Genomic DNA, 17,675 nt, shown 5'->3' on the forward strand with positions numbered 1-17,675 from the left:
TACCGTTGTAGGTTCGACGACGGCAAGAACGCATACGACAGGTTTAGGCCAGTGCGTCCCGGGTCCGTTCAACGGCCTGGCGAAGTCCGATCACCGTGGGTCCAGCTGCCAAGATGTCTCGGCTTGAGGTCGCTAGAACCGCGCTGAAAGCAGAACCAAAACCGCTGCGCAGATCTGCAGCAGTTGCACCCTGAGCGCCAAGCCCGGGCGCTAAGATGGGGCCGCGAACTGAGAGCAAATCGATTTCGAGTTCTTCGAGGAACTCCCCCACTGTTGCACCCACCACAAGGCCTACCGAACCCAGCCGGGCACCGTAGCGTTCGTTCTCTGTGGCGGCGGCTTGAACAATCCGCCGTGCCACGGAATCGCGGCCGCCCACGTGCTGAACCGCAGCGCCTTCTGGGTTCGAGGTCAGGGCCAGAACAAACACGCCTCGCCCCGTCTTTTCTGCCATGTCCAAGGCAGGACGCAGAGACTCGAACCCTAAGTAGGGGCTCACTGTGAGAGCGTCGGCGGCAAGTGGAGAACCATCACGAAGCCACGCATCAGCGTAGGCGGCCATGGTTGAACCAATATCTCCCCGCTTAGCGTCAGCAATGCTCAGCACCTCAGCTGCCGCCAAGTCCGCGAGGACTCTCTCAAGCACTGCCATACCTGCCGAACCGTGCCGCTCAAATAGCGCAACTTGGGGTTTGGCGGCAGCGGCAAGCCCGGCAAAGGCCTCCACAGCGGTTCGCGAGAAGCGCTCTAGCGAGGCGACGTCGTCGTTCAGTCCCCACGCCTCGAGGAGGCTTGGGTGCGGATCAATTCCCACGCACAACTGTCCGCGGGTCTCCATTGCCGTCGCCAAACGGGCTCCGAAGCTCAGTTGCTCAGACACCGCTAGAGGCCTTCAACGCCGCTGCGTGTTCTTGCAAACTCGTAACGGACCATTCGTAGCTGCGTACGGCTTCGATGGCCTGAACTGCCGCGTTGAACTCGGCAACCGTGGTGATGCAGGGGATGCCGATCGAGGTTGCAGCTGCACGGAGTGCATAGCCATCGCTACGTGCTTCACCACCGGAAGGTGTGTTGAACACCATGTCAATTTCCCCAGCAATGATGAGGTCTTCGATGGTGCCTTCGCCGTCGGCGCTGCTGCCTTCGGCAACCTTACGTACCGTCGAGGCCTGAATACCGTTGCGGCGCAGAACATCAGCAGTGCCACCGGTTGAGACGATTTCGAAGCCGAGATCTGAGAGGCGCTTGACGCCCATAATCACAGCTCGCTTGTCCCGGTTCGCCACCGAAACAAATACTTTTCCTTCGGTGGGAAGGGCGTTGTTCGCTGCTGCCTGGCTCTTAGCGAACGCTGTATCAAAGTGCTTGTCGATACCCATGACTTCACCCGTGGAGCGCATTTCCGGGCCCAAGAGGGAATCAACAACAGTGCCTTCCGGGGTACGGAAGCGGCTAAATGGCAGCACTGCTTCCTTGACTGCAACCGGCGCGTCCAAGGGCAGCGTGGAACCATCGCCGGTCTCGGGGAGCATCTTGTACGCGGTACGCAACTGGTGGATTGTCACACCGGTACCAATCAAGGCTGCTGCCTTGGCCATCTGCACACCCGTTGCCTTGGAAACAAACGGAACGGTGCGCGAGGCACGCGGGTTTGCTTCCAAAACGTAGAGCACATCCGAGGCTAGGGCGAACTGAATGTTGATCAGACCGCGTACCCCGACACCCTCGGCGATGGCACGGGTAGCTACCCGAACGCGCTCGATCACATTGTTGCCCAAGGTGATCGGAGGCAGCACACAGGCGGAGTCACCGGAGTGAATGCCGGCTTCTTCGATGTGTTCCATAATGCCGCCGAGGTACAAGTCAGTGCCGTCGAAGAGCGCATCAACGTCAATCTCAACCGCGTCCTCAAGGAAGCGGTCAATGAGTACCGGGTGATCCGGGGTGATCTCAGTGGCGTTGGCAATGTACCGCGAGAGGTTGGCCTCGTCGTAGACGATTTCCATACCGCGTCCGCCCAAAACATAGGACGGGCGAACCAGCACCGGGTAGCCAATTTCGTCAGCGATCTTTTTAGAATCCTCGAAGGAGACTGCTGTGCCGTTTTTGGGCGAAACCAATCCGGCCTGATCCAGAACACGTGAGAACGCGCCGCGGTGCTCAGCCAAGTCAATAGCCTCGGGAGACGTGCCCAGGATCGGCACACCAGCATCAGCGAGTTGCTGCGCGAGCTTAAGCGGCGTCTGACCACCGAGCTGAACGAACACACCCATCACACCACCGGTGCGTTCTTCCGCAGCGATGACCTCAAGGACGTCCTCAAGGGTCAGTGGCTCAAAGTACAAACGTGTGGAGACGTCGTAGTCAGTGGAGACTGTCTCAGGGTTGCAGTTGACCATCACTGTCTCGTAGCCAGCCTTGCGCAGGGCCATAGACGCGTGAACACATGAGTAGTCGAACTCGATGCCCTGACCAATGCGGTTAGGGCCAGAGCCCAGAATAATCACTGACGGCTTGGCGTGCAGCGCAACCTCGTCCTCCTCGTCGTAAGAGGAGTAGTGGTAGGGGGTGTACGCGGCAAACTCGGCTGCGCAAGTATCCACCGTTTTGTACACCGGACGGATGCCCAAAGCCTGGCGAACACCGCGCACCACTGCCTCAGCGTTGTGCGTCAAAGCACCAATCTGCTCGTCAGAGAAGCCGTGACGCTTTGCCTTCTGAAGCATCTCGGCGTTGAGCGAACCGGCCTGGCGGATTTCCACCGAGATCTCGTTGAGGAGCTGGAGCTGATCCAGGTACCAAGGATCAATCTTGGTGGCTGCGTAGAGGTCCTCCACGCTGGCTCCCCCAAGCAAGGCGCGCTGAACCTGTGAGAGGCGTTCCGTCGTCGGACGTTTTGCCTTCTCAATAAGTTCTGCAACTTCCCACTCCGGAACTGGCGTGAAGTCCAGCGAAGCGCCCTTTTGTTCGAGGGAACGAAGCGCCTTCTGGAGTGCCTCAGTGAAGTTACGGCCCATTGCCATAGCTTCACCCACCGACTTCATGGTGGTGGTCAATGTGTCATCCGCGGCCGGGAACTTCTCAAACGCAAAGCGAGGAACCTTGACCACAACGTAGTCGAGTGTCGGCTCGAAGGAAGCCGGAGTCTTCTGCGTGATGTCGTTGGGAATCTCGTCCAAGGTGTAGCCGAGCGAAAGCTTCGTGGCGATCTTGGCGATGGCAAAACCGGTTGCTTTCGAGGCGAGAGCTGAAGAACGGGAGACACGCGGGTTCATCTCAATGACCACAACGCGGCCGGTGCTCGGCTCAATGGCGAACTGGATGTTGCAGCCACCGGTATCCACACCAACTTCGCGAATCACAGCAATAGCGATGTCACGCAGCCGCTGGTATTCACGGTCCGTCAGGGTCAACGCCGGGGCAACAGTGATCGAGTCACCAGTGTGGACACCCACCGGGTCAAAGTTTTCGATCGAGCAGACAACCACCACGTTGTCGTTTTTGTCGCGCATCATTTCGAGTTCATACTCTTTCCACCCGAGGATGCTCTCTTCAAGCAGAACCTCAGAGGTGGGGCTGTACTGAAGGCCCTGACCCACAATACGGCGCAAGTCGTTCTCGTCGTACGCGAGGCCTGAACCCAAACCACCCATGGTGAACGAGGGGCGTACCACCATGGGGTAGCCCAAATCCTCAGCCGCTTTGATGGCCTCGTCGATGGTGTGGATGATGTGGCTGCGAGCCGATTCGGCGCCACAACGCTCAACAACACCCTTGAACTTCTCGCGGTCCTCACCGAGCTCAATCGCTGCAATGTGGGCGCCGATCAGTTCAACGTTGTACTTGGCCAGCACACCGTTTTTATCCAAGGCGATGGCAGTGTTCAGTGCTGTTTGTCCACCCAAGGTGGGCAGTACGGCGTCGGGCCGTTCCTTGGCAATAATCTTCTCAACCACCTCAGGGGTGATCGGTTCCACGTAGGTGGCATCGGCAAACTCAGGGTCCGTCATAATCGTGGCCGGGTTGGAGTTGACCAGAATAACTCGCAGCCCTTCCTCTTTGAGGACGCGCAGGGCCTGGGTTCCGGAGTAGTCAAACTCTGCAGCCTGGCCAATAACAATGGGGCCGGAGCCAATAACAAGGACGCTTTTGAGATCTGTACGCTTGGGCATTACTTGGAGTCCTTCTGCTTGCTGGAAGCCATCAGATCGATGAAACGGTCAAAAAGGTAGGCGGCATCGTGTGGGCCAGCCGCGGCTTCGGGGTGGTACTGAACTGAAAACGCCGGGATGTCCAAGCAGGCAAGTCCTTCAACCACGTCGTCATTGAGGCTGACGTGGGAAACTTCCACCCGGCCGTAACGCGACTCTGGAGCCGTGGTGGCGCCCTTCATCGGAGCGTCCACAGCGAAGCCGTGGTTCTGCGAGGTGATCTCCACTTTGCCGGTCTTCCGGTCAAGAACGGGCTGGTTGATTCCACGGTGGCCGTACCGCAGTTTGTAAGTGCCGAATCCTAGAGCACGGCCTAAGATCTGGTTTCCAAAGCAAATACCGAAGTACGGAACTTTGGCGTCCAAGACAGAGCGGAGCAGGGAAACCTGCTGGTCTGCCGTGGCAGGATCGCCAGGGCCGTTTGACATAAAGAAGCCATCCGGGTTCACTGCCTGAACGTCTTCAAGTGTGGAGGTAGCAGGCAGAACATGTACCCGCACGCCACGCTCAGCAAAACGGACGGGCGTCATGGCTTTGATACCGAGGTCAATCGCAGCGATGGTGTAGGCGGGCTCGCCTTCCCAGCCGTAATCTGCGGGCTCTACGACGTAGGCCTCATCAACTGAAACTTCCTCGGCCAGCCGTGCACCTTCCATAGGTGCACTGGCCTTCACCTGCGCCAGCAGTTCAGCCTCAGAGGCTTGGGCAGCTGCACCAGAGAAGATGCCGGCGCGCATGCTTTTGTGTTCACGCAAGTGGCGGGTGATGGCACGAGTGTCTACGCTCTGGATGCCAACAATGCCCTGCTCCACCAGCTCTTCGTCAAGGGAACGCTCGGAGCGCCAGTTCGACGGGCGGCGTGCAGCGTCACGCACCACATAACCAGCCACCCAAATACGCCGAGATTCAGCGTCTTCTTTATTAACGCCCGTGTTTCCAATGTGCGGTGCCGTCTGGACAACGATCTGGCGCGCATAAGAAGGATCGGTGATGGTTTCTTGGTAACCCGTCATGCCGGTGGCAAAAACAGCCTCTCCCAGACTGGTTCCAACGGCGCCGTAACTGCGCCCCTTGAAAATTCGGCCGTCTTCGAGAACCAGCACCGCAGGGGTATCTGTTGCTGCTCGGGTGGAATCTGTAGTCACTGTTCCCTCTTGTTCACTGTGTGTTGCTTTAATTTCCACGGCTGACCTCATCTGAGTTCTCCGCGGGAAGAATATTGTTTGGAATCAAAGCGGCGATCGCTTCAAGGACTTGTTCGCGCTGTTGCACCACACGAACCCGGAAGCCCGTGTCCACTTCTTTGTCTCCGAGCCACCATGAAATCACGGTCAGCCCGTTGTTGGCCACGAACTTTCCAGCCATCCCGGACTCAGTACGGACTCCGGTGAGTTTGGTGCTGCTGATATAAATTGCCGGAGCACCGGCACGGTCAATCACGATCCCACCCGGGTACACGTGTAGTTCACCGAGGGTGCGAATACCCAAGGAATGAACGGCGATCCGGTCCAGCCAGTCCCCCGCACTGGTAGTGGCCACATACTGCCCGGTGACGCTCAATGTTGCGTCACCGAGGTGTTCTGGTAGGGGTTCCAAAGCTTGGACGTCGGCCTGACGTTTGACGCGGTTCCGCCACCCAACACCAAGCATGGCAATAACTGCCAGGGCTACCAGCAGCATCACTATGCCGGGGAGAATTTTGTCCACTAGTTCACCGAGCCCTCGGCGCCAGCAACACGGTACGGGGTGTTGAGTTTGCCGTTCAGCACGGTTGGATGACCGCGGAAGAACGTTGCCTGAACCGCACCGGGAAGTTCCCGGCCTGCGAAAGGTGAATTGCGGCCCATAGTGGCCATCTTATTAGGGTCTACCGTCCAACGGGCAGCCGGGTCCACCAAAATGACGTTTGCTGGTTCGCCAACCTCAAGCGGCCGGCCTTGGTCCGTGAGGCGTCCAATGGCTGCCGGGGCTGTGGAAGTTACGCGAGCGAAGTCCGCCCAACTCATCAAACCGGTTTCAATCATGGTGGCCTGAACTACGGAAAGCGCTGTCTCCAAACCGGTCATCCCCATGGCCGCCTGGGCCCATTCGCAGTCTTTGTGCTCACTGGGGTGCGGGGCATGGTCTGTCCCGATGACGTCGATGGTGCCGTCCGCGAGGGCAGCACGCAGTGCGTGTACGTCCGTTTCTGTGCGCAGCGGCGGGTTCACCTTGTACACCGGGTTGTAGCTACGCACCAGTTCATCGGTAAGAAGCAAATGGTGCGGAGTGACTTCGGCTGTGACGTTGATGCCACGCTGCTTGGCCCAGCGAATGATCTCGACCGATCCCGCCGTTGAAACGTGGCATACGTGCAATCGAGAATCAACGTGTTGGGCCAGCAGAACATCGCGAGCAATGATCGATTCTTCTGCGACGGCGGGCCAGCCGGTGAGGCCGAGGACCGAGGACACAATGCCTTCGTTCATTTGCGCCCCAGCGGTCAGCCTTGGTTCTTGGGCGTGCTGAGCAATAACGCCGTCGAAGGCCTTGACGTATTCCAGAGCCCTGCGCATCAGTACCGGATCGTGAACACAAATACCGTCGTCAGAGAACATCCGCACTTGAGCACGCGAATCGGCCATGGCACCAAGCTCGGCCAACTGCTCGCCGGCCAGTCCCACTGTGACAGCACCTACTGGACGAACGTCCACCCAACCGGCGGCGATGCCGAGGCTGTGAACCTGCTCAACAACACCCGCGGTGTCAGCAACAGGGTTGCTGTTGGCCATCGCGTGGACAGCCGTGTAACCGCCCAGCGCGGCTGCTTGAGTACCGGTCTCTACTGTCTCGGCGTCTTCGCGCCCTGGTTCACGCAAGTGAGTGTGAACATCCACCATGCCCGGAAGGGCTACCAGCCCGGCTGCGTCAATGACCGTGGCATTTTGCGCATCGGCATGGTTGGTGGCGTCATCGCCGATTGCTGCGATAACGCCACCGGAGATAAGTAGGTCAGCTGTGCGTTCGCCAAGAATCGAGGCGCCTTTGATCAAATAGCTGGTGGTCATTACTGGCTCGCTTTCGCTGAAGAAGATAGGGCGCTTGCGTCCGAAGGGTGTTGAAGTCCGCCTGACATCAAGAGGTACAGGCTGGCCATCCGGACCGACACGCCGTTGCGTACCTGATCCAAGACTGTGGAGCGCGGGGAATCTGCAGCGGCTGAGGAAATCTCCAGCCCGCGGTTCATTGGCCCAGGGTGCATGATGATGGTGTCTTTGAGGCCGAGTGTGTCCAGAGCATGCAAACGTGAATCGTCGAATCCCCAGCGCCGCGAATATTCACGGACCGATGGGAAGAACGAGGCATTCATTCGCTCACCTTGAACCCTGAGCATCATCATCGCGTCGATGCCACCTTCGATGACTGCGTCCAGATCGTAGCTGACCGCACACGGCCAAGATTCGACGCCGATGGGCAAGAGAGTGGGTGGAGCCACCAACGTTACGTGGGCACCGAGGGTGTGGAGCAACCACACATTTGATCGAGCCACACGGGAGTGCAATACGTCCCCAGCGATAGCCACACGCATACCGGCAAGGTCCGCGCCGATTGAGGCGTTTCCGGAGAGCTTGCTCCAATGCCTGCGCATCGTAAAGGCATCCAGGAGGGCCTGGGTGGGGTGTTCGTGTGTGCCGTCACCGGCGTTGATGACTGCTGCGTCAATCCAATCAGTGTTAGCGAGCCGTTGCGGCGCGCCTGACGCCCAGTGCCTGATGACCACTGCATCCGCGCCAATGGCCGCAAGGGTTTGCGCAGTGTCCTTGAGTGATTCGCCCTTGGAGACTGAGGACCCCTTGGCCGAAAAGTTGATAACGTCCGCTGAGAGTCGCTTGGCTGCAGCTTCGAAGGAGATTCGTGTCCGGGTTGAGTCCTCGAAAAAGAGGTTCACTACGGTTCGGCCACGAAGTGCTGGAAGCTTTTTGACTTCACGTTCACCAACGTGAGCCATCTCTTCGGCGGTGTCCAAAATTCGGACAGCGTTCTCCAAGCTCAGGTCTTGAGTTGAGAGTAGGTGCTTCACAGGCTTCCCTCGATAACAACCTCGTTGTTATTGGGGCCGTCTACTTCTTCGAGGTGGACCCGGACTTTTTCTTCACTTGAGGTGGGGAGGTTTTTGCCTACATGGTCGGCGCGGATGGGCAGCTCCCGGTGGCCGCGGTCAACCAGTACAGCGAGGCGTACTGCGCGGGGGCGGCCAAGATCAACCAAGGCGTCGAGTGCTGCTCGGATGGTGCGTCCGGAATAGAGAACGTCATCCACGAGGACCACTACTTTGCCATCAATTCCGCTTTGTGGAAGTTGCGTTGGCAATGGCGGCCGGGTGGGTTGCCGGGCCAGATCATCCCGGAACATGGTGACGTCTAATTGGCCGGTGATTGCTGCGGGATCAACACTAGGATCCACCGCTGCAATTCTTGCGGCCAGACGCTGGGCTAGCGGATAACCGCGGCGAGGAATACCCAACAGGACCAGGTCCTTGGGGCCTTTGTTAGCCTCGAGAATTTCGTGGGCGATACGGGTGAGCGCTCGGTCAATATCCGCTTGGTTTAATACAACGCGTTGCGGATGCTGCGCTTCGTTGACATGTGTCACCGTTCGTTCTCCCCTTTCCCCGCCTCACAGGACGGAATTAAAAAAGGATGATTGCGGTTTCCAAACTATCACAATTGACACCTGATCCTGCCGTGAGAACTACTAGGCTGTGAGCCATGAGTATGCAGCAACCGTGGAACAACCCGGGTACTACACAGCTTCAACCTGTATGGACACAGCCCTTACCGGCGGCCGCTGAGAAGCCACTAAATGCCACCACTTTGATCCTTTCAATCGGCGGTGGGGTGCTCGCCTTTGCCAGCCTGGTCCTGGTCCTACCGTTTCTTCTACGAAACACCGGGAGCAGCGGCTTTTTCTATGGGTTTTTAGCATCGCTGGTGCCATTGGCTGTTGTTCTAGTGGCCGTCTATTTGATGGATCGTTGGGAACCAGAACCCAAGAGGTTGCTAGTTTTTGCCCTGGTGTGGGGTGCCACCGTCTCGATCGCCACCACTACTTTGATTCAGCCAGTTTTTATGGCGCTTTTTGGGCCTCGTGGCGGCAACAAGAGCGAGTACCTCAACTTCCTAGCCACTGTTGAAGCGCCAGTGGTTGAAGAATTTTCAAAGTCATTAGGTCTGCTCGTTTTGATCTTGGTGGCCCGTAAGTATTTTGACGGCCCGGTGGATGGTGTGGTTTTTGCTTTTACCATCGCTGCCGGCTTTGCCTTCACCGAGAACATCCTCTACTTCGGCCGCCAGTATGCCGAGTCTGCAACTGTAGGCCCAGACTTTTGGGTTTTGGTGTTTATGCGTGGGATTCTCTCGCCGTTCGCCCATGCAATCTTCACCGGAACCACCGGCCTTCTGATGGGCCTAGCGGCACGCCGATGGAATACCGCTTTGTCTGTGGCCGCCTTTGTGGTGGGTTTGATCCCCGCCATGTTCTTGCATAACCGGTGGAATAGCATGGGCGAAGACTTTCTCTGGCTCTACCTTGTGGTCCAGTTCCCCATCTTTGTGGCTGCTGTTGTGGGGTTCATTCTTCTGCGAGTCCACGAATCAAAACTTACCCGTAAGCGCTTGAGCGAGTACGCTGCGGCGGGCTGGTTTACCCCGCAAGAGGTGCAAATGCTGGCCACCGGCGCTGGACGCAAGGCTGCACGGCGTTGGTCCCAAACTGTGGGACGTTCCGAGCCGATGAAGGCATTTATTCGGGCTGCCACTTCTCTAGCTTTCACCCGTCAGAGGATGTACAGCGGGCGCAGTATCAACGAACACCAGCGCGATGAGCAACGCCTCTTGGAGCAGATCACCGTGCTGCGTGCCGCCGTCGTGAATTAATCTGGGAGCGATTTACATACTGTGCGAAGCAGCGAATGAAAACTAGCACTTAACTAAAAAGTGGCGGCCCCTAAGGGCCCGCCACTTTTTAGTTGCTGATGTCTTAGCTGTCTACGCGAGCAAACTCGGCTTGAGCTGCTGCAAACGGCCCAAGAGGCCATTGATAAACGCTGGAGATTCATCGGTAGAGAGAGTCTTAGCCAAGGCCACTGCTTCGCTGACGGCCACGTTGTCCGGCACGTCGTCGTTGTACAGAAGTTCCCAAGTGCCAATCCGCAAAAGGATCCGGTCCACGTTCGGCATACGCTCCAAGGTCCAGCCCTGCGCGTAAGTGGTCAGGAACTCATCAATGGTTTCCTGCATGGAAACAACACCTTCTACGATTTCCATCGTGTAAGGGTTGATGATCTGATCCGTCTTGTCACGACGGTCACGCATTACGTCAAACGCCGAAACCGAACGCTGCTCGGCTTCGAAGAGTACATCCAACGCCCGGTTACGGGCTTTACTGCGGGCACTCACTATTCGCTGACTCGTCCCAGGTAAGAACCGTCGCGGGTGTCAACCTTTACGCGGGTGCCCTGCTCAACAAACAAGGGGACCTGAATTTCGTAGCCGGTCTCCACGGTTGCTGGCTTGGTGCCTGCCGAGGAGCGGTCGCCCTGAAGGCCCGGCTCGGTGTACGTGATTTCCAAGGTAACGCTGGCAGGCAGTTCCAAGTACAAGGGAGCGCCGTCGTGCATAGCAATGACAACGCTCTGGTTCTCGAGCATAAAGTTAGCTGCGTCGCCAACGGTCTCTGCCGTAACGGTGAGCTGATCGTAGTCCTGAACGTCCATAAAAACGTAGTCGGCACCATCCTGATACAGGTAGGTGTAGTCACGGCGGTCAACGGTTGCGGTCTCGATCTTGGCGCCGGCATTGAACGTCTTGTCAACCACCTTGCCGGAGAGCACATTGCGCATCTTGGTGCGGACAAAAGCGCCACCCTTGCCTGGCTTGACGTGCTGGAATTCAATGATGTTCCAGAGATTCCCCTCAAGCTTGAGGACTGTACCGTTCTTGATGTCGTTGGTGCTTGCCACTGTGTCTCTCTCTGTTGACCGGCTGCTCAGGCGGGCGGACCCAGAGCCCGAGCGCCCGTGTTTATCAAAAATCCAAGAACTATTCTAGCTGGAATAACAGGTACCCGGGGACGAAACCGTCCTAGCACCTCTTTAGGAAGCCTCATCCAGACTAATACGAGCTTGGTGAAGCGCAATGGTTGAGGAGTAGATCAACGCAGCATCGGCAGAAACTGCAACGCGCAAATCCAGTGCCTTTTCGAAGCAATCCACGGCCCGGGCATAATCACCCAAACCAAAGTAGGTGTTCCCCAAGTGCTGGCGAATATAGGCCTCTTGCTCTTGGCCTTGGTACTCAGCCAGCAAAAACTTCAATCGCTCTACGGAACGTTCAAAGCGCCCCGAAACGTATAGAAGCTCCGCGTCTAGAAGCAACAGGTCAAAGGACTCGGGCTCGTGGAAGCGTGCCTCGGCCAAAATCTCCGCGGCCTCGGAAATCTTTCCGCGAGTCATCAGGACAAACACTTTGTCCGCAGGACGGTCTGACGCAGCCAAGGCGCGATCACACATGTCTTCATCAACCACTTCAACCCGGCGGGTCAGTGGGTTAACTTTGATGCCCGGGAAACCTGACTCGGGCCATTCGGAAGTGCTGAGTTTTAAGGATTCAGAATCCATTACTGTGCAATCTCCTGATAGGCGGCAAAAAGCAGAGAAGTGTCTGGCACGTCCAGAATGCCAGGACGGCCGACCCCATCAAGGACCACAAAACGGAGCAAGTCGCCGCGAGCTTTTTTGTCTCGACGCATTCCGTCTAGGAGTCCAGCCCAACGGTCTTTGCGGTAGCTCACAGGCAACCCAAGCAATTCCAGAATGCTGCGGTGACGGTCAGCATCTTTATCAGACAAGCGGCCCACACTACGTGCCAGTTCTGCGGCGAACATCATGCCCACTGACACTGCAGCCCCGTGACGCCATGAGTAGCGTTCAACCAATTCGATGGCATGTCCCAAGGTGTGTCCGTAGTTCAAAATCTCGCGCCGACCAGACTCCTTGAGGTCCTCGGACACCACCTCTGCCTTGACGCTGATTGCTCGCTCGATGAGTTCGCGCAGCACCTCTGAAGACGGGTCCATAACCTCGTTGGGGTGTGCCTCAATCAAATTCAAGATCTCTGGATCAGCAATAAAGCCACACTTAACAACCTCTGCCAATCCCGAGATCAACTCGTTTTTGGGCAGAGTTTGGAGCGTATCCAAGTCCACTAGTACACCTGCTGGCGGGTGGAATGATCCCACCAAGTTTTTACCTTCAGCGGTGTTAATCCCGGTCTTGCCACCCACAGAAGCGTCAACCATGCCCAACAAAGACGTGGGCATGTGAATGACCTTAACTCCTCGCAGCCACGTGGCTGCCACAAAACCGGTCACGTCAGATACTGCGCCACCGCCCACAGAGACAATGGCATCGGAGCGGGTGAAGTCATTCTGGCCCAAAACCTGCCAGCAAAACGCTGCAACCTGAATGTGCTTTCCCTCTTCGGCGTCAGGGATCTCAGCAGTAACTGCGGTGTATCCCTGCCGTTCGAGGTCTTCACGAACCGCATCGCCGGTGATCCGCAGCGCACGCGGGTGGATGACCAACACACGCTTGACGCGCTGTGTCAGGAGTTCCGGAAGGTGAGCCAAAAGACCGCGCCCTACAACGACGTCGTAATTTTCCGAAGGCTGCGCCCCGGTGACCTTAATGACGGTTTGTTCAGTACTCACTTTTGTTCTTCTTCCTGGGCCGCTTCTAAGCCATGCCCTGGTGCGTGGAAGTCCTGCAGCTTTTGCTCCAGGCCACGCGCCAATTCCTCAATAGTTCCCTTGCGGACGTCATACACAATGTCTGCAAGCCTTTCATAGACCGGGCGCCGAACGTCCATTAGCTCGGTCCACCGGTTGATGGCATCGCCACTGAGCATGGGCCGGCCGGAATTGCGCAAGATCCGCTCGCGAACCGTGTCTAAGTCCCCCTCGAGGTAAACAACCGTGCACTCAGCCAAGAGTTGCTGAGTACCGGTATCGAGGACCGCTCCCCCACCCAAGGAGATGACTGTGCTGTGTTTCCGTGCGGCATCAAGGCTGGCTGATACTTGCCGCGCTTCAATATCCCGGAAACCAATTTCACCTCGGGCCGAGAAGATTCCAGCAATAGAACCATGCTCGGCAACGATGGACACGTCTGTGTCCACAAACTCGGCACCACACAGTGCGGCGAGCTGTTGGCCAATCGCAGACTTCCCCACAGCCATAGGGCCAACCAGCACCACGGGGGCTGGGAAGGCCGCAGACGTGGCAGCACCCATTGCACCACGGACATGCCCACCCCGGCGGTGAGCCTCACGGCGGTGACTATGGTGTGACTGGGCGGCAGACTGTTTCACTAGCTCGAAGCGGAACTGAGCGATGCCGGGATCGACTCGAGGTAGCTCTTGAGGTTGCGGGCTGTCTCAGCGATCGAGTCGCCACCGAATTTCTCGCTAACGGCCTGGGCCAGAACCAACGCCACCATGGCCTCAGCCACTACGCCCGCAGCTGGCACAGCACACACGTCAGAACGCTGGTGGTGAGCCTTTGCGGCATCGCCGGTAGCAACATCAATGGTTTTGAGCGCCCGCGGTACGGTGGCGATGGGCTTCATAGCGGCACGAACACGTAGTACGTCTCCGATGCTCATACCGCCTTCGATGCCTCCGGCGCGGTTGCTGGTGCGTACGGCATTGCCGTTAGCGTCCTTAACAATCTCGTCATGCGCGGCCGAGCCACGACGGCTTGCGGTCAAGAAGCCGTCGCCAACTTCAACACCTTTAATGGCTTGGATACCCATCAGAGCGCCAGCAAGCCGTGCGTCCAAACGACGGTCCCAGTGCACGTAGCTGCCGAGTCCTGGCGGCAGACCGTAGACAACTACTTCCACTACACCGCCCAGGGTTTCGCCTTCTTTATGAGCAGCGTCCACCTCGGCAACCATGGCGTGTGAGGTTTCACGATCAAAACAACGCAAAGGATCTGCATCCAGCATCAAAACATCAGAAGGCAGCGGCAATGGTTTCCCCTCGGGGACAGCAACATTGGCAATAGCCACGGTGTGGCTCACGAGCTCGATCCCCAAGTGCTTAAGCATGCGCGAAGCTACGGTCCCAAGCGCCACGCGGGCGGCAGTTTCGCGTGCACTCGCGCGTTCTAGGACTGGACGAGCCTCGGAGAAGCCGTATTTTTGCATGCCAGTAAAGTCAGCGTGCCCTGGCCGGGGCCGGGTTAGAGGAGCGTTACGTGCCTGCTCGGCCAGAACTGACTCGTGTACCGGGTCAGCAGACATAATCTGTTCCCACTTAGGCCATTCGGTGTTGGCCACTTGGATGGCCACCGGGCCACCTTGAGTGAGTCCGTGCCGGACGCCGCCAACAATTGTGACTTCGTCTTGCTCGAACTTCATTCGGGCACCGCGGCCGTAGCCAAGGCGGCGGCGAGCTAAGGCCTCTTGAATGTCCCCGGTGGTGAGTTCAACTCCAGCGGGTACGCCTTCAACAATTCCCATAAGTGCCGGGCCATGGGATTCACCGGCGGTCAACCAACGCAACATCGTTCTATCCTGCCATGTCTGAAAGATTGGACTAGCGTCGAGGGGCCCCAACTGAGTCGCACATCACATCTATGACATGGCCGCTGACACGCTCCGGAGCGCCCGTAAACATTTTCACTTGCTCCACCGCTTGATACAAAAGCATCTCAAGACCAGGGACGATCGTCCCTGCAGCCTGCTGCCAGGCCGCCGCTAAGGCGCTGGGCCAAGGATCATAAGCGACGTCTAGGAGGATCTTGCCACTTGCCTGAGCAGTGGAAGATCTTTGACTAAATTCATCAGCCAAAAAGTCTCCCGCTTGGGGCGGCAAGGTAGAAATAACGACGTCGTACTCGGCCAAATTCGCTGCCGCACCTGTGAAGTCACGGACAGAGATTGTGGTTCCGATTGCGGCTGCCGCCCTGACTACATCATCCGCCCGGTTTCGGTTCCGAACCAACACCTCGATGGTGGATGCCGCGAGCTCGGCTGCTGCCGCTACCGCCGCTATGGCGGTGCCACCACCGCCAAGAATTGCGACGCGCGGCTCCGGCACCACGTTCACGTACCGCAGGGCGTTCACAATCCCGGCGACGTCGGTGTTGTAGCCCACCAAAGATTCGCCTCGTACCACCACGGTGTTGACAGCTCCGAGGATTGCGGCGATGCCGTGTACCTCATCGAGTTCACTGACCATTGCCCGTTTGAGTGGCATGGTCACCGACAGCCCGCACCAGTTCTGCTCCGCCCGAACCCGAGCTACCAGTTCAGGTAACTCTTGTTCGGTAACGTCGATCCGTTCATATCCGATGTCCAGCCCCAGCGCCTTGTACGCTGCCAAGTGCAATGCTGGTGACTTTGAGTGTCCAATCGGGTGCCCTAGAACGGCTGCCCGTTGGTTCACGAGCAACGCCCTGCGTGAGCTTCGCACCACGCAGTGTATTGACTTACGTAGCCGTTGTGTTCCTCGAGGGTTTTCGCGAACTTTGTCTCACCGGTGTCCAAATTAACGGTGACCCAATAGAGGTAGTCGTTACTATCTGGTTTGGCTGCCGCGTCCAAGGCCGACTTTCCGGGCGAACCGATGGGGCCCACTGGAAGCCCGGTGTGGGCGTAAGTGTTGTAGAGGTTGGACTTGTCCGCTTTCTCTTCAGGCGTCAATTCGTAGCTCTTGCGTCCCAAACCGTACGTGACCGTTGCATCCGATTGGATAAAGCCGTTGGTCTGATCATTGGGCTTGAGCCGGTTGTAGATGGCCCCGGCGACTGTGGGGTAATCTGCCTTGCCACCTTCAGCCTGGAGAATACTCGCGATCGTCACAATGTCGTACTGCTTTTGAGGGTCAGTGACGCCTTGGCTCTTCAGTTCCTCGAGTGTGGAAGTCACCAGCTTTTGCAAAACTGCCTTAGCAGTGGTGTCTAGCGGGAAGCGGTACTCCCCCGGCATCAGGAATCCTTCAAGGTTCTTGGCCTTAGCCGGTACACCGAATTGAGCCGGAGCATTGGAGAGCTTCTGCAGCTCTGCCACCGAGAACCCAGTGCCCTTGGAGATAGCGGCGAGCGATTCGTTGATACGCAGGCCGGCGTTCAGCGCGAAGTAGAACACCTTTCCCGCGTTCTTGTCCTGAAGGACCGCAACGGCGTCGGAGGCTTTCATTTCTTTTTTGAACTCGAAATTGCCCGGGCTCAAGGTGGCTCCGGCGTTGTTGAATTCGTCCAAGAATGTTTCAGCGTCTGCAATCACGCCAGCGTCTTTAAGCGCAGTGGCTACCTGCCGAGGACCGGCACCCTGCTGAACCTCAATGGTTTCTGAGCCTGAGCCTGGTCCTGGGTAATCCTTCACAGCATCTAGGCCAAAGAGCGGCCGCAAAAACTGCACACCCACCACAATGGCCACTACAATCACGGCAAGCGCGATCAATAACGCCCAAATACCTCGACGACGGCGGGCCTTGGGGCTGGGGCCGGAAGGCAGGACTACAGCTTCCGCCGGCAAAAAACCGTGTTCTTCGGTCACTTGCCCTTCAGAGGCAAGGTGCTGCTCGGGCAAGACTTCCTCGTGCTGAGTCTCGTCGAAGTACTCCTCGCCGGCAGAACCTTCATCCGCATAAAGTTCGTCCGTATGAGGATCCTCGGCGTGAAGGTCATCAGCCTTGTACTCGTCGGCGTGAAGTTCGTCCGTAGAAGGCTCAGCACCAGCAGTTGGCGGCTGGCTCGGCAGGGCGGGAAGAGCCGATTCAGGGAGACGGTCGCGCTCCATGGCGCGCAGTTCCTTGCGAGACAGCGGAATTCCGCCCTCAGGGTGTGCCGCTGACGGATCGTTATTGTCCGGACCCACTGGTATCCGCCTCTCTGTGCTCGGTTGACTCTAATGAGGTCACCCGAACCGGCGTCCCCACGTCAGCGCCCCGGGATTTCTGCATATCGATAGCATGCTGGAGAATTCCAGCAGCCGCCACCTGATCAACTACTTTACGATGATCCCTGCTACTGACTCCAGCTTCGTGCAGTGATCGGTGCGCCGAAACCGTGGTCAGACGTTCGTCAACCATGCGCACCTCCACTGTGGATCCGGCTGCTGCCAGGCCCTCCGCTAGGAGCTGCGCATAGTCATAAGCCATGCGGGCCGAAGCGTGCTCCTCGCCCTTCATGGTTCGAGGCAGGCCAACAAAAACCTCCACAACGTTGAGATCTTGAATATGTTTGAGGACCACCGCGACGTCGGTGTTCTTCTTGGGATTGCGCGCCACAGTTTTGAACGGTGTCGCCAGAATTGAATCCGGATCACACATTGCCAACCCCACGCGGACTGTTCCTACATCAACGCCAAGTTTGACGCCATGCGGGAAGTCCGCGTCAGGGCCAGAATCAAACAACGGG

General features: G+C 57.7%; 17 protein-coding genes. 1 reads left to right on the forward strand and 16 read right to left on the reverse strand.

The window, feature by feature from the left end:
• Window positions 1-43: 43 nt before the first annotated feature.
• Genes pyrF through pyrR form a run of 7 tightly spaced genes read right to left on the reverse strand, consistent with a single transcriptional unit; the run spans window position 44 to window position 8,843 of the window.
• Window positions 44-880, reverse strand: coding sequence for an orotidine-5'-phosphate decarboxylase (pyrF, locus tag ACQQCD_RS04495; protein ID WP_430267207.1), 837 nt, complete (start codon window positions 878-880; stop codon window positions 44-46).
• Window positions 873-4,172, reverse strand: a complete 3,300-nt coding sequence (gene carB / locus ACQQCD_RS04500) for a carbamoyl-phosphate synthase large subunit (protein WP_430267208.1) — start codon at window positions 4,170-4,172, stop codon at window positions 873-875. The genes pyrF and carB overlap by 8 nt, the downstream gene beginning before the upstream one ends.
• Window positions 4,172-5,407 carry a glutamine-hydrolyzing carbamoyl-phosphate synthase small subunit gene (gene carA / locus ACQQCD_RS04505; RefSeq protein ID WP_430267209.1) on the reverse strand — a complete coding sequence of 412 codons (1,236 nt, stop codon included), beginning with the start codon at window positions 5,405-5,407 and terminating at the stop codon, window positions 4,172-4,174. Before carA ends, carB begins: the two co-directional genes overlap by 1 nt.
• Entirely contained in the window at window positions 5,385-5,918 is a 534-nt protein-coding gene (locus tag ACQQCD_RS04510; RefSeq protein ID WP_430267210.1) for a hypothetical protein, read from the reverse strand. The genes carA and ACQQCD_RS04510 overlap by 23 nt, the downstream gene beginning before the upstream one ends.
• Entirely contained in the window at window positions 5,918-7,258 is a 1,341-nt protein-coding gene (locus ACQQCD_RS04515) for a dihydroorotase (RefSeq protein ID WP_430267211.1), read from the reverse strand. The genes ACQQCD_RS04510 and ACQQCD_RS04515 overlap by 1 nt, the downstream gene beginning before the upstream one ends.
• Window positions 7,258-8,271, reverse strand: coding sequence for an aspartate carbamoyltransferase catalytic subunit (locus ACQQCD_RS04520; protein ID WP_430267212.1), 1,014 nt, complete (start codon window positions 8,269-8,271; stop codon window positions 7,258-7,260). The genes ACQQCD_RS04515 and ACQQCD_RS04520 overlap by 1 nt, the downstream gene beginning before the upstream one ends.
• Entirely contained in the window at window positions 8,268-8,843 is a 576-nt protein-coding gene (gene pyrR / locus ACQQCD_RS04525; RefSeq protein WP_430267213.1) for a bifunctional pyr operon transcriptional regulator/uracil phosphoribosyltransferase PyrR, read from the reverse strand. The genes ACQQCD_RS04520 and pyrR overlap by 4 nt, the downstream gene beginning before the upstream one ends.
• A 122-nt stretch (window positions 8,844-8,965) precedes the next feature.
• Between pyrR and ACQQCD_RS04530 the strand changes: the two genes are divergently transcribed.
• A complete protein-coding gene (locus ACQQCD_RS04530; RefSeq protein ID WP_430267290.1) occupies window positions 8,966-10,126 on the forward strand; it encodes a PrsW family intramembrane metalloprotease in 1,161 nt (386 codons plus the stop codon).
• 111 nt (window positions 10,127-10,237) lie between these two features.
• Here the strand turns inward: ACQQCD_RS04530 and nusB are convergent, their stop codons facing one another.
• The 9 genes from nusB to ruvX all read right to left on the reverse strand — a co-directional run bounded on the left by nusB (window position 10,238) and on the right by ruvX (window position 17,671).
• Entirely contained in the window at window positions 10,238-10,648 is a 411-nt protein-coding gene (gene nusB, locus ACQQCD_RS04535) for a transcription antitermination factor NusB (RefSeq protein WP_430267214.1), read from the reverse strand.
• Window positions 10,648-11,211, reverse strand: coding sequence for an elongation factor P (gene efp / locus ACQQCD_RS04540; protein ID WP_430267215.1), 564 nt, complete (start codon window positions 11,209-11,211; stop codon window positions 10,648-10,650). Before efp ends, nusB begins: the two co-directional genes overlap by 1 nt.
• Window positions 11,212-11,343: 132 nt before the next feature.
• Entirely contained in the window at window positions 11,344-11,868 is a 525-nt protein-coding gene (locus ACQQCD_RS04545; RefSeq protein WP_430267216.1) for a tetratricopeptide repeat protein, read from the reverse strand.
• Window positions 11,868-12,959, reverse strand: coding sequence for a 3-dehydroquinate synthase (aroB, locus tag ACQQCD_RS04550; protein ID WP_430267217.1), 1,092 nt, complete (start codon window positions 12,957-12,959; stop codon window positions 11,868-11,870). The genes ACQQCD_RS04545 and aroB overlap by 1 nt, the downstream gene beginning before the upstream one ends.
• A complete protein-coding gene (locus tag ACQQCD_RS04555) occupies window positions 12,956-13,540 on the reverse strand; it encodes a shikimate kinase (protein ID WP_430267218.1) in 585 nt (194 codons plus the stop codon). Before ACQQCD_RS04555 ends, aroB begins: the two co-directional genes overlap by 4 nt.
• A 77-nt stretch (window positions 13,541-13,617) precedes the next feature.
• Complete coding sequence (gene aroC, locus ACQQCD_RS04560; RefSeq protein ID WP_430267219.1) at window positions 13,618-14,817, reverse strand: chorismate synthase; 1,200 nt, start codon at window positions 14,815-14,817, stop codon at window positions 13,618-13,620.
• A 31-nt stretch (window positions 14,818-14,848) separates the two neighbouring features.
• Complete coding sequence (locus tag ACQQCD_RS04565; protein WP_430267220.1) at window positions 14,849-15,700, reverse strand: shikimate dehydrogenase; 852 nt, start codon at window positions 15,698-15,700, stop codon at window positions 14,849-14,851.
• The gene (gene mltG / locus ACQQCD_RS04570) at window positions 15,697-17,133 is read right to left on the reverse strand and encodes an endolytic transglycosylase MltG (RefSeq protein ID WP_430267221.1); all 1,437 of its coding nucleotides are present in this window, start codon (window positions 17,131-17,133) and stop codon (window positions 15,697-15,699) included. Before mltG ends, ACQQCD_RS04565 begins: the two co-directional genes overlap by 4 nt.
• Window positions 17,117-17,671, reverse strand: a complete 555-nt coding sequence (gene ruvX / locus ACQQCD_RS04575; RefSeq protein WP_430267222.1) for a Holliday junction resolvase RuvX — start codon at window positions 17,669-17,671, stop codon at window positions 17,117-17,119. The genes mltG and ruvX overlap by 17 nt, the downstream gene beginning before the upstream one ends.
• Window positions 17,672-17,675: the final 4 nt, after the last annotated feature.

The sequence above is a fragment of the Pseudarthrobacter sp. J1763 genome, from assembly GCF_050490295.1.
In the GTDB taxonomy this organism is placed as follows: Bacteria; Actinomycetota; Actinomycetes; order Actinomycetales; family Micrococcaceae; genus JBNPEO01.

Bases quoted from the DNA above. Each gene is read 5' to 3' on its own strand.
- ACQQCD_RS04555 (WP_430267218.1), bottom strand. From the start codon at position 13,540: ATGGGTGCTGCCACGTCTGCGGCCTTCCCAGCCCCCGTGGTGCTGGTT.
- carA (WP_430267209.1), bottom strand. From the start codon at position 5,407: ATGAGGTCAGCCGTGGAAATTAAAGCAACACACAGTGAACAAGAGGGA.
- ACQQCD_RS04545 (WP_430267216.1), bottom strand. From the start codon at position 11,868: ATGGATTCTGAATCCTTAAAACTCAGCACTTCCGAATGGCCCGAGTCA.
- ACQQCD_RS04515 (WP_430267211.1), bottom strand. From the start codon at position 7,258: ATGACCACCAGCTATTTGATCAAAGGCGCCTCGATTCTTGGCGAACGC.
- carB (WP_430267208.1), bottom strand. From the start codon at position 4,172: ATGCCCAAGCGTACAGATCTCAAAAGCGTCCTTGTTATTGGCTCCGGC.
- ACQQCD_RS04530 (WP_430267290.1), top strand. From the start codon at position 8,966: ATGCAGCAACCGTGGAACAACCCGGGTACTACACAGCTTCAACCTGTA.
- aroC (WP_430267219.1), bottom strand. From the start codon at position 14,817: ATGTTGCGTTGGTTGACCGCCGGTGAATCCCATGGCCCGGCACTTATG.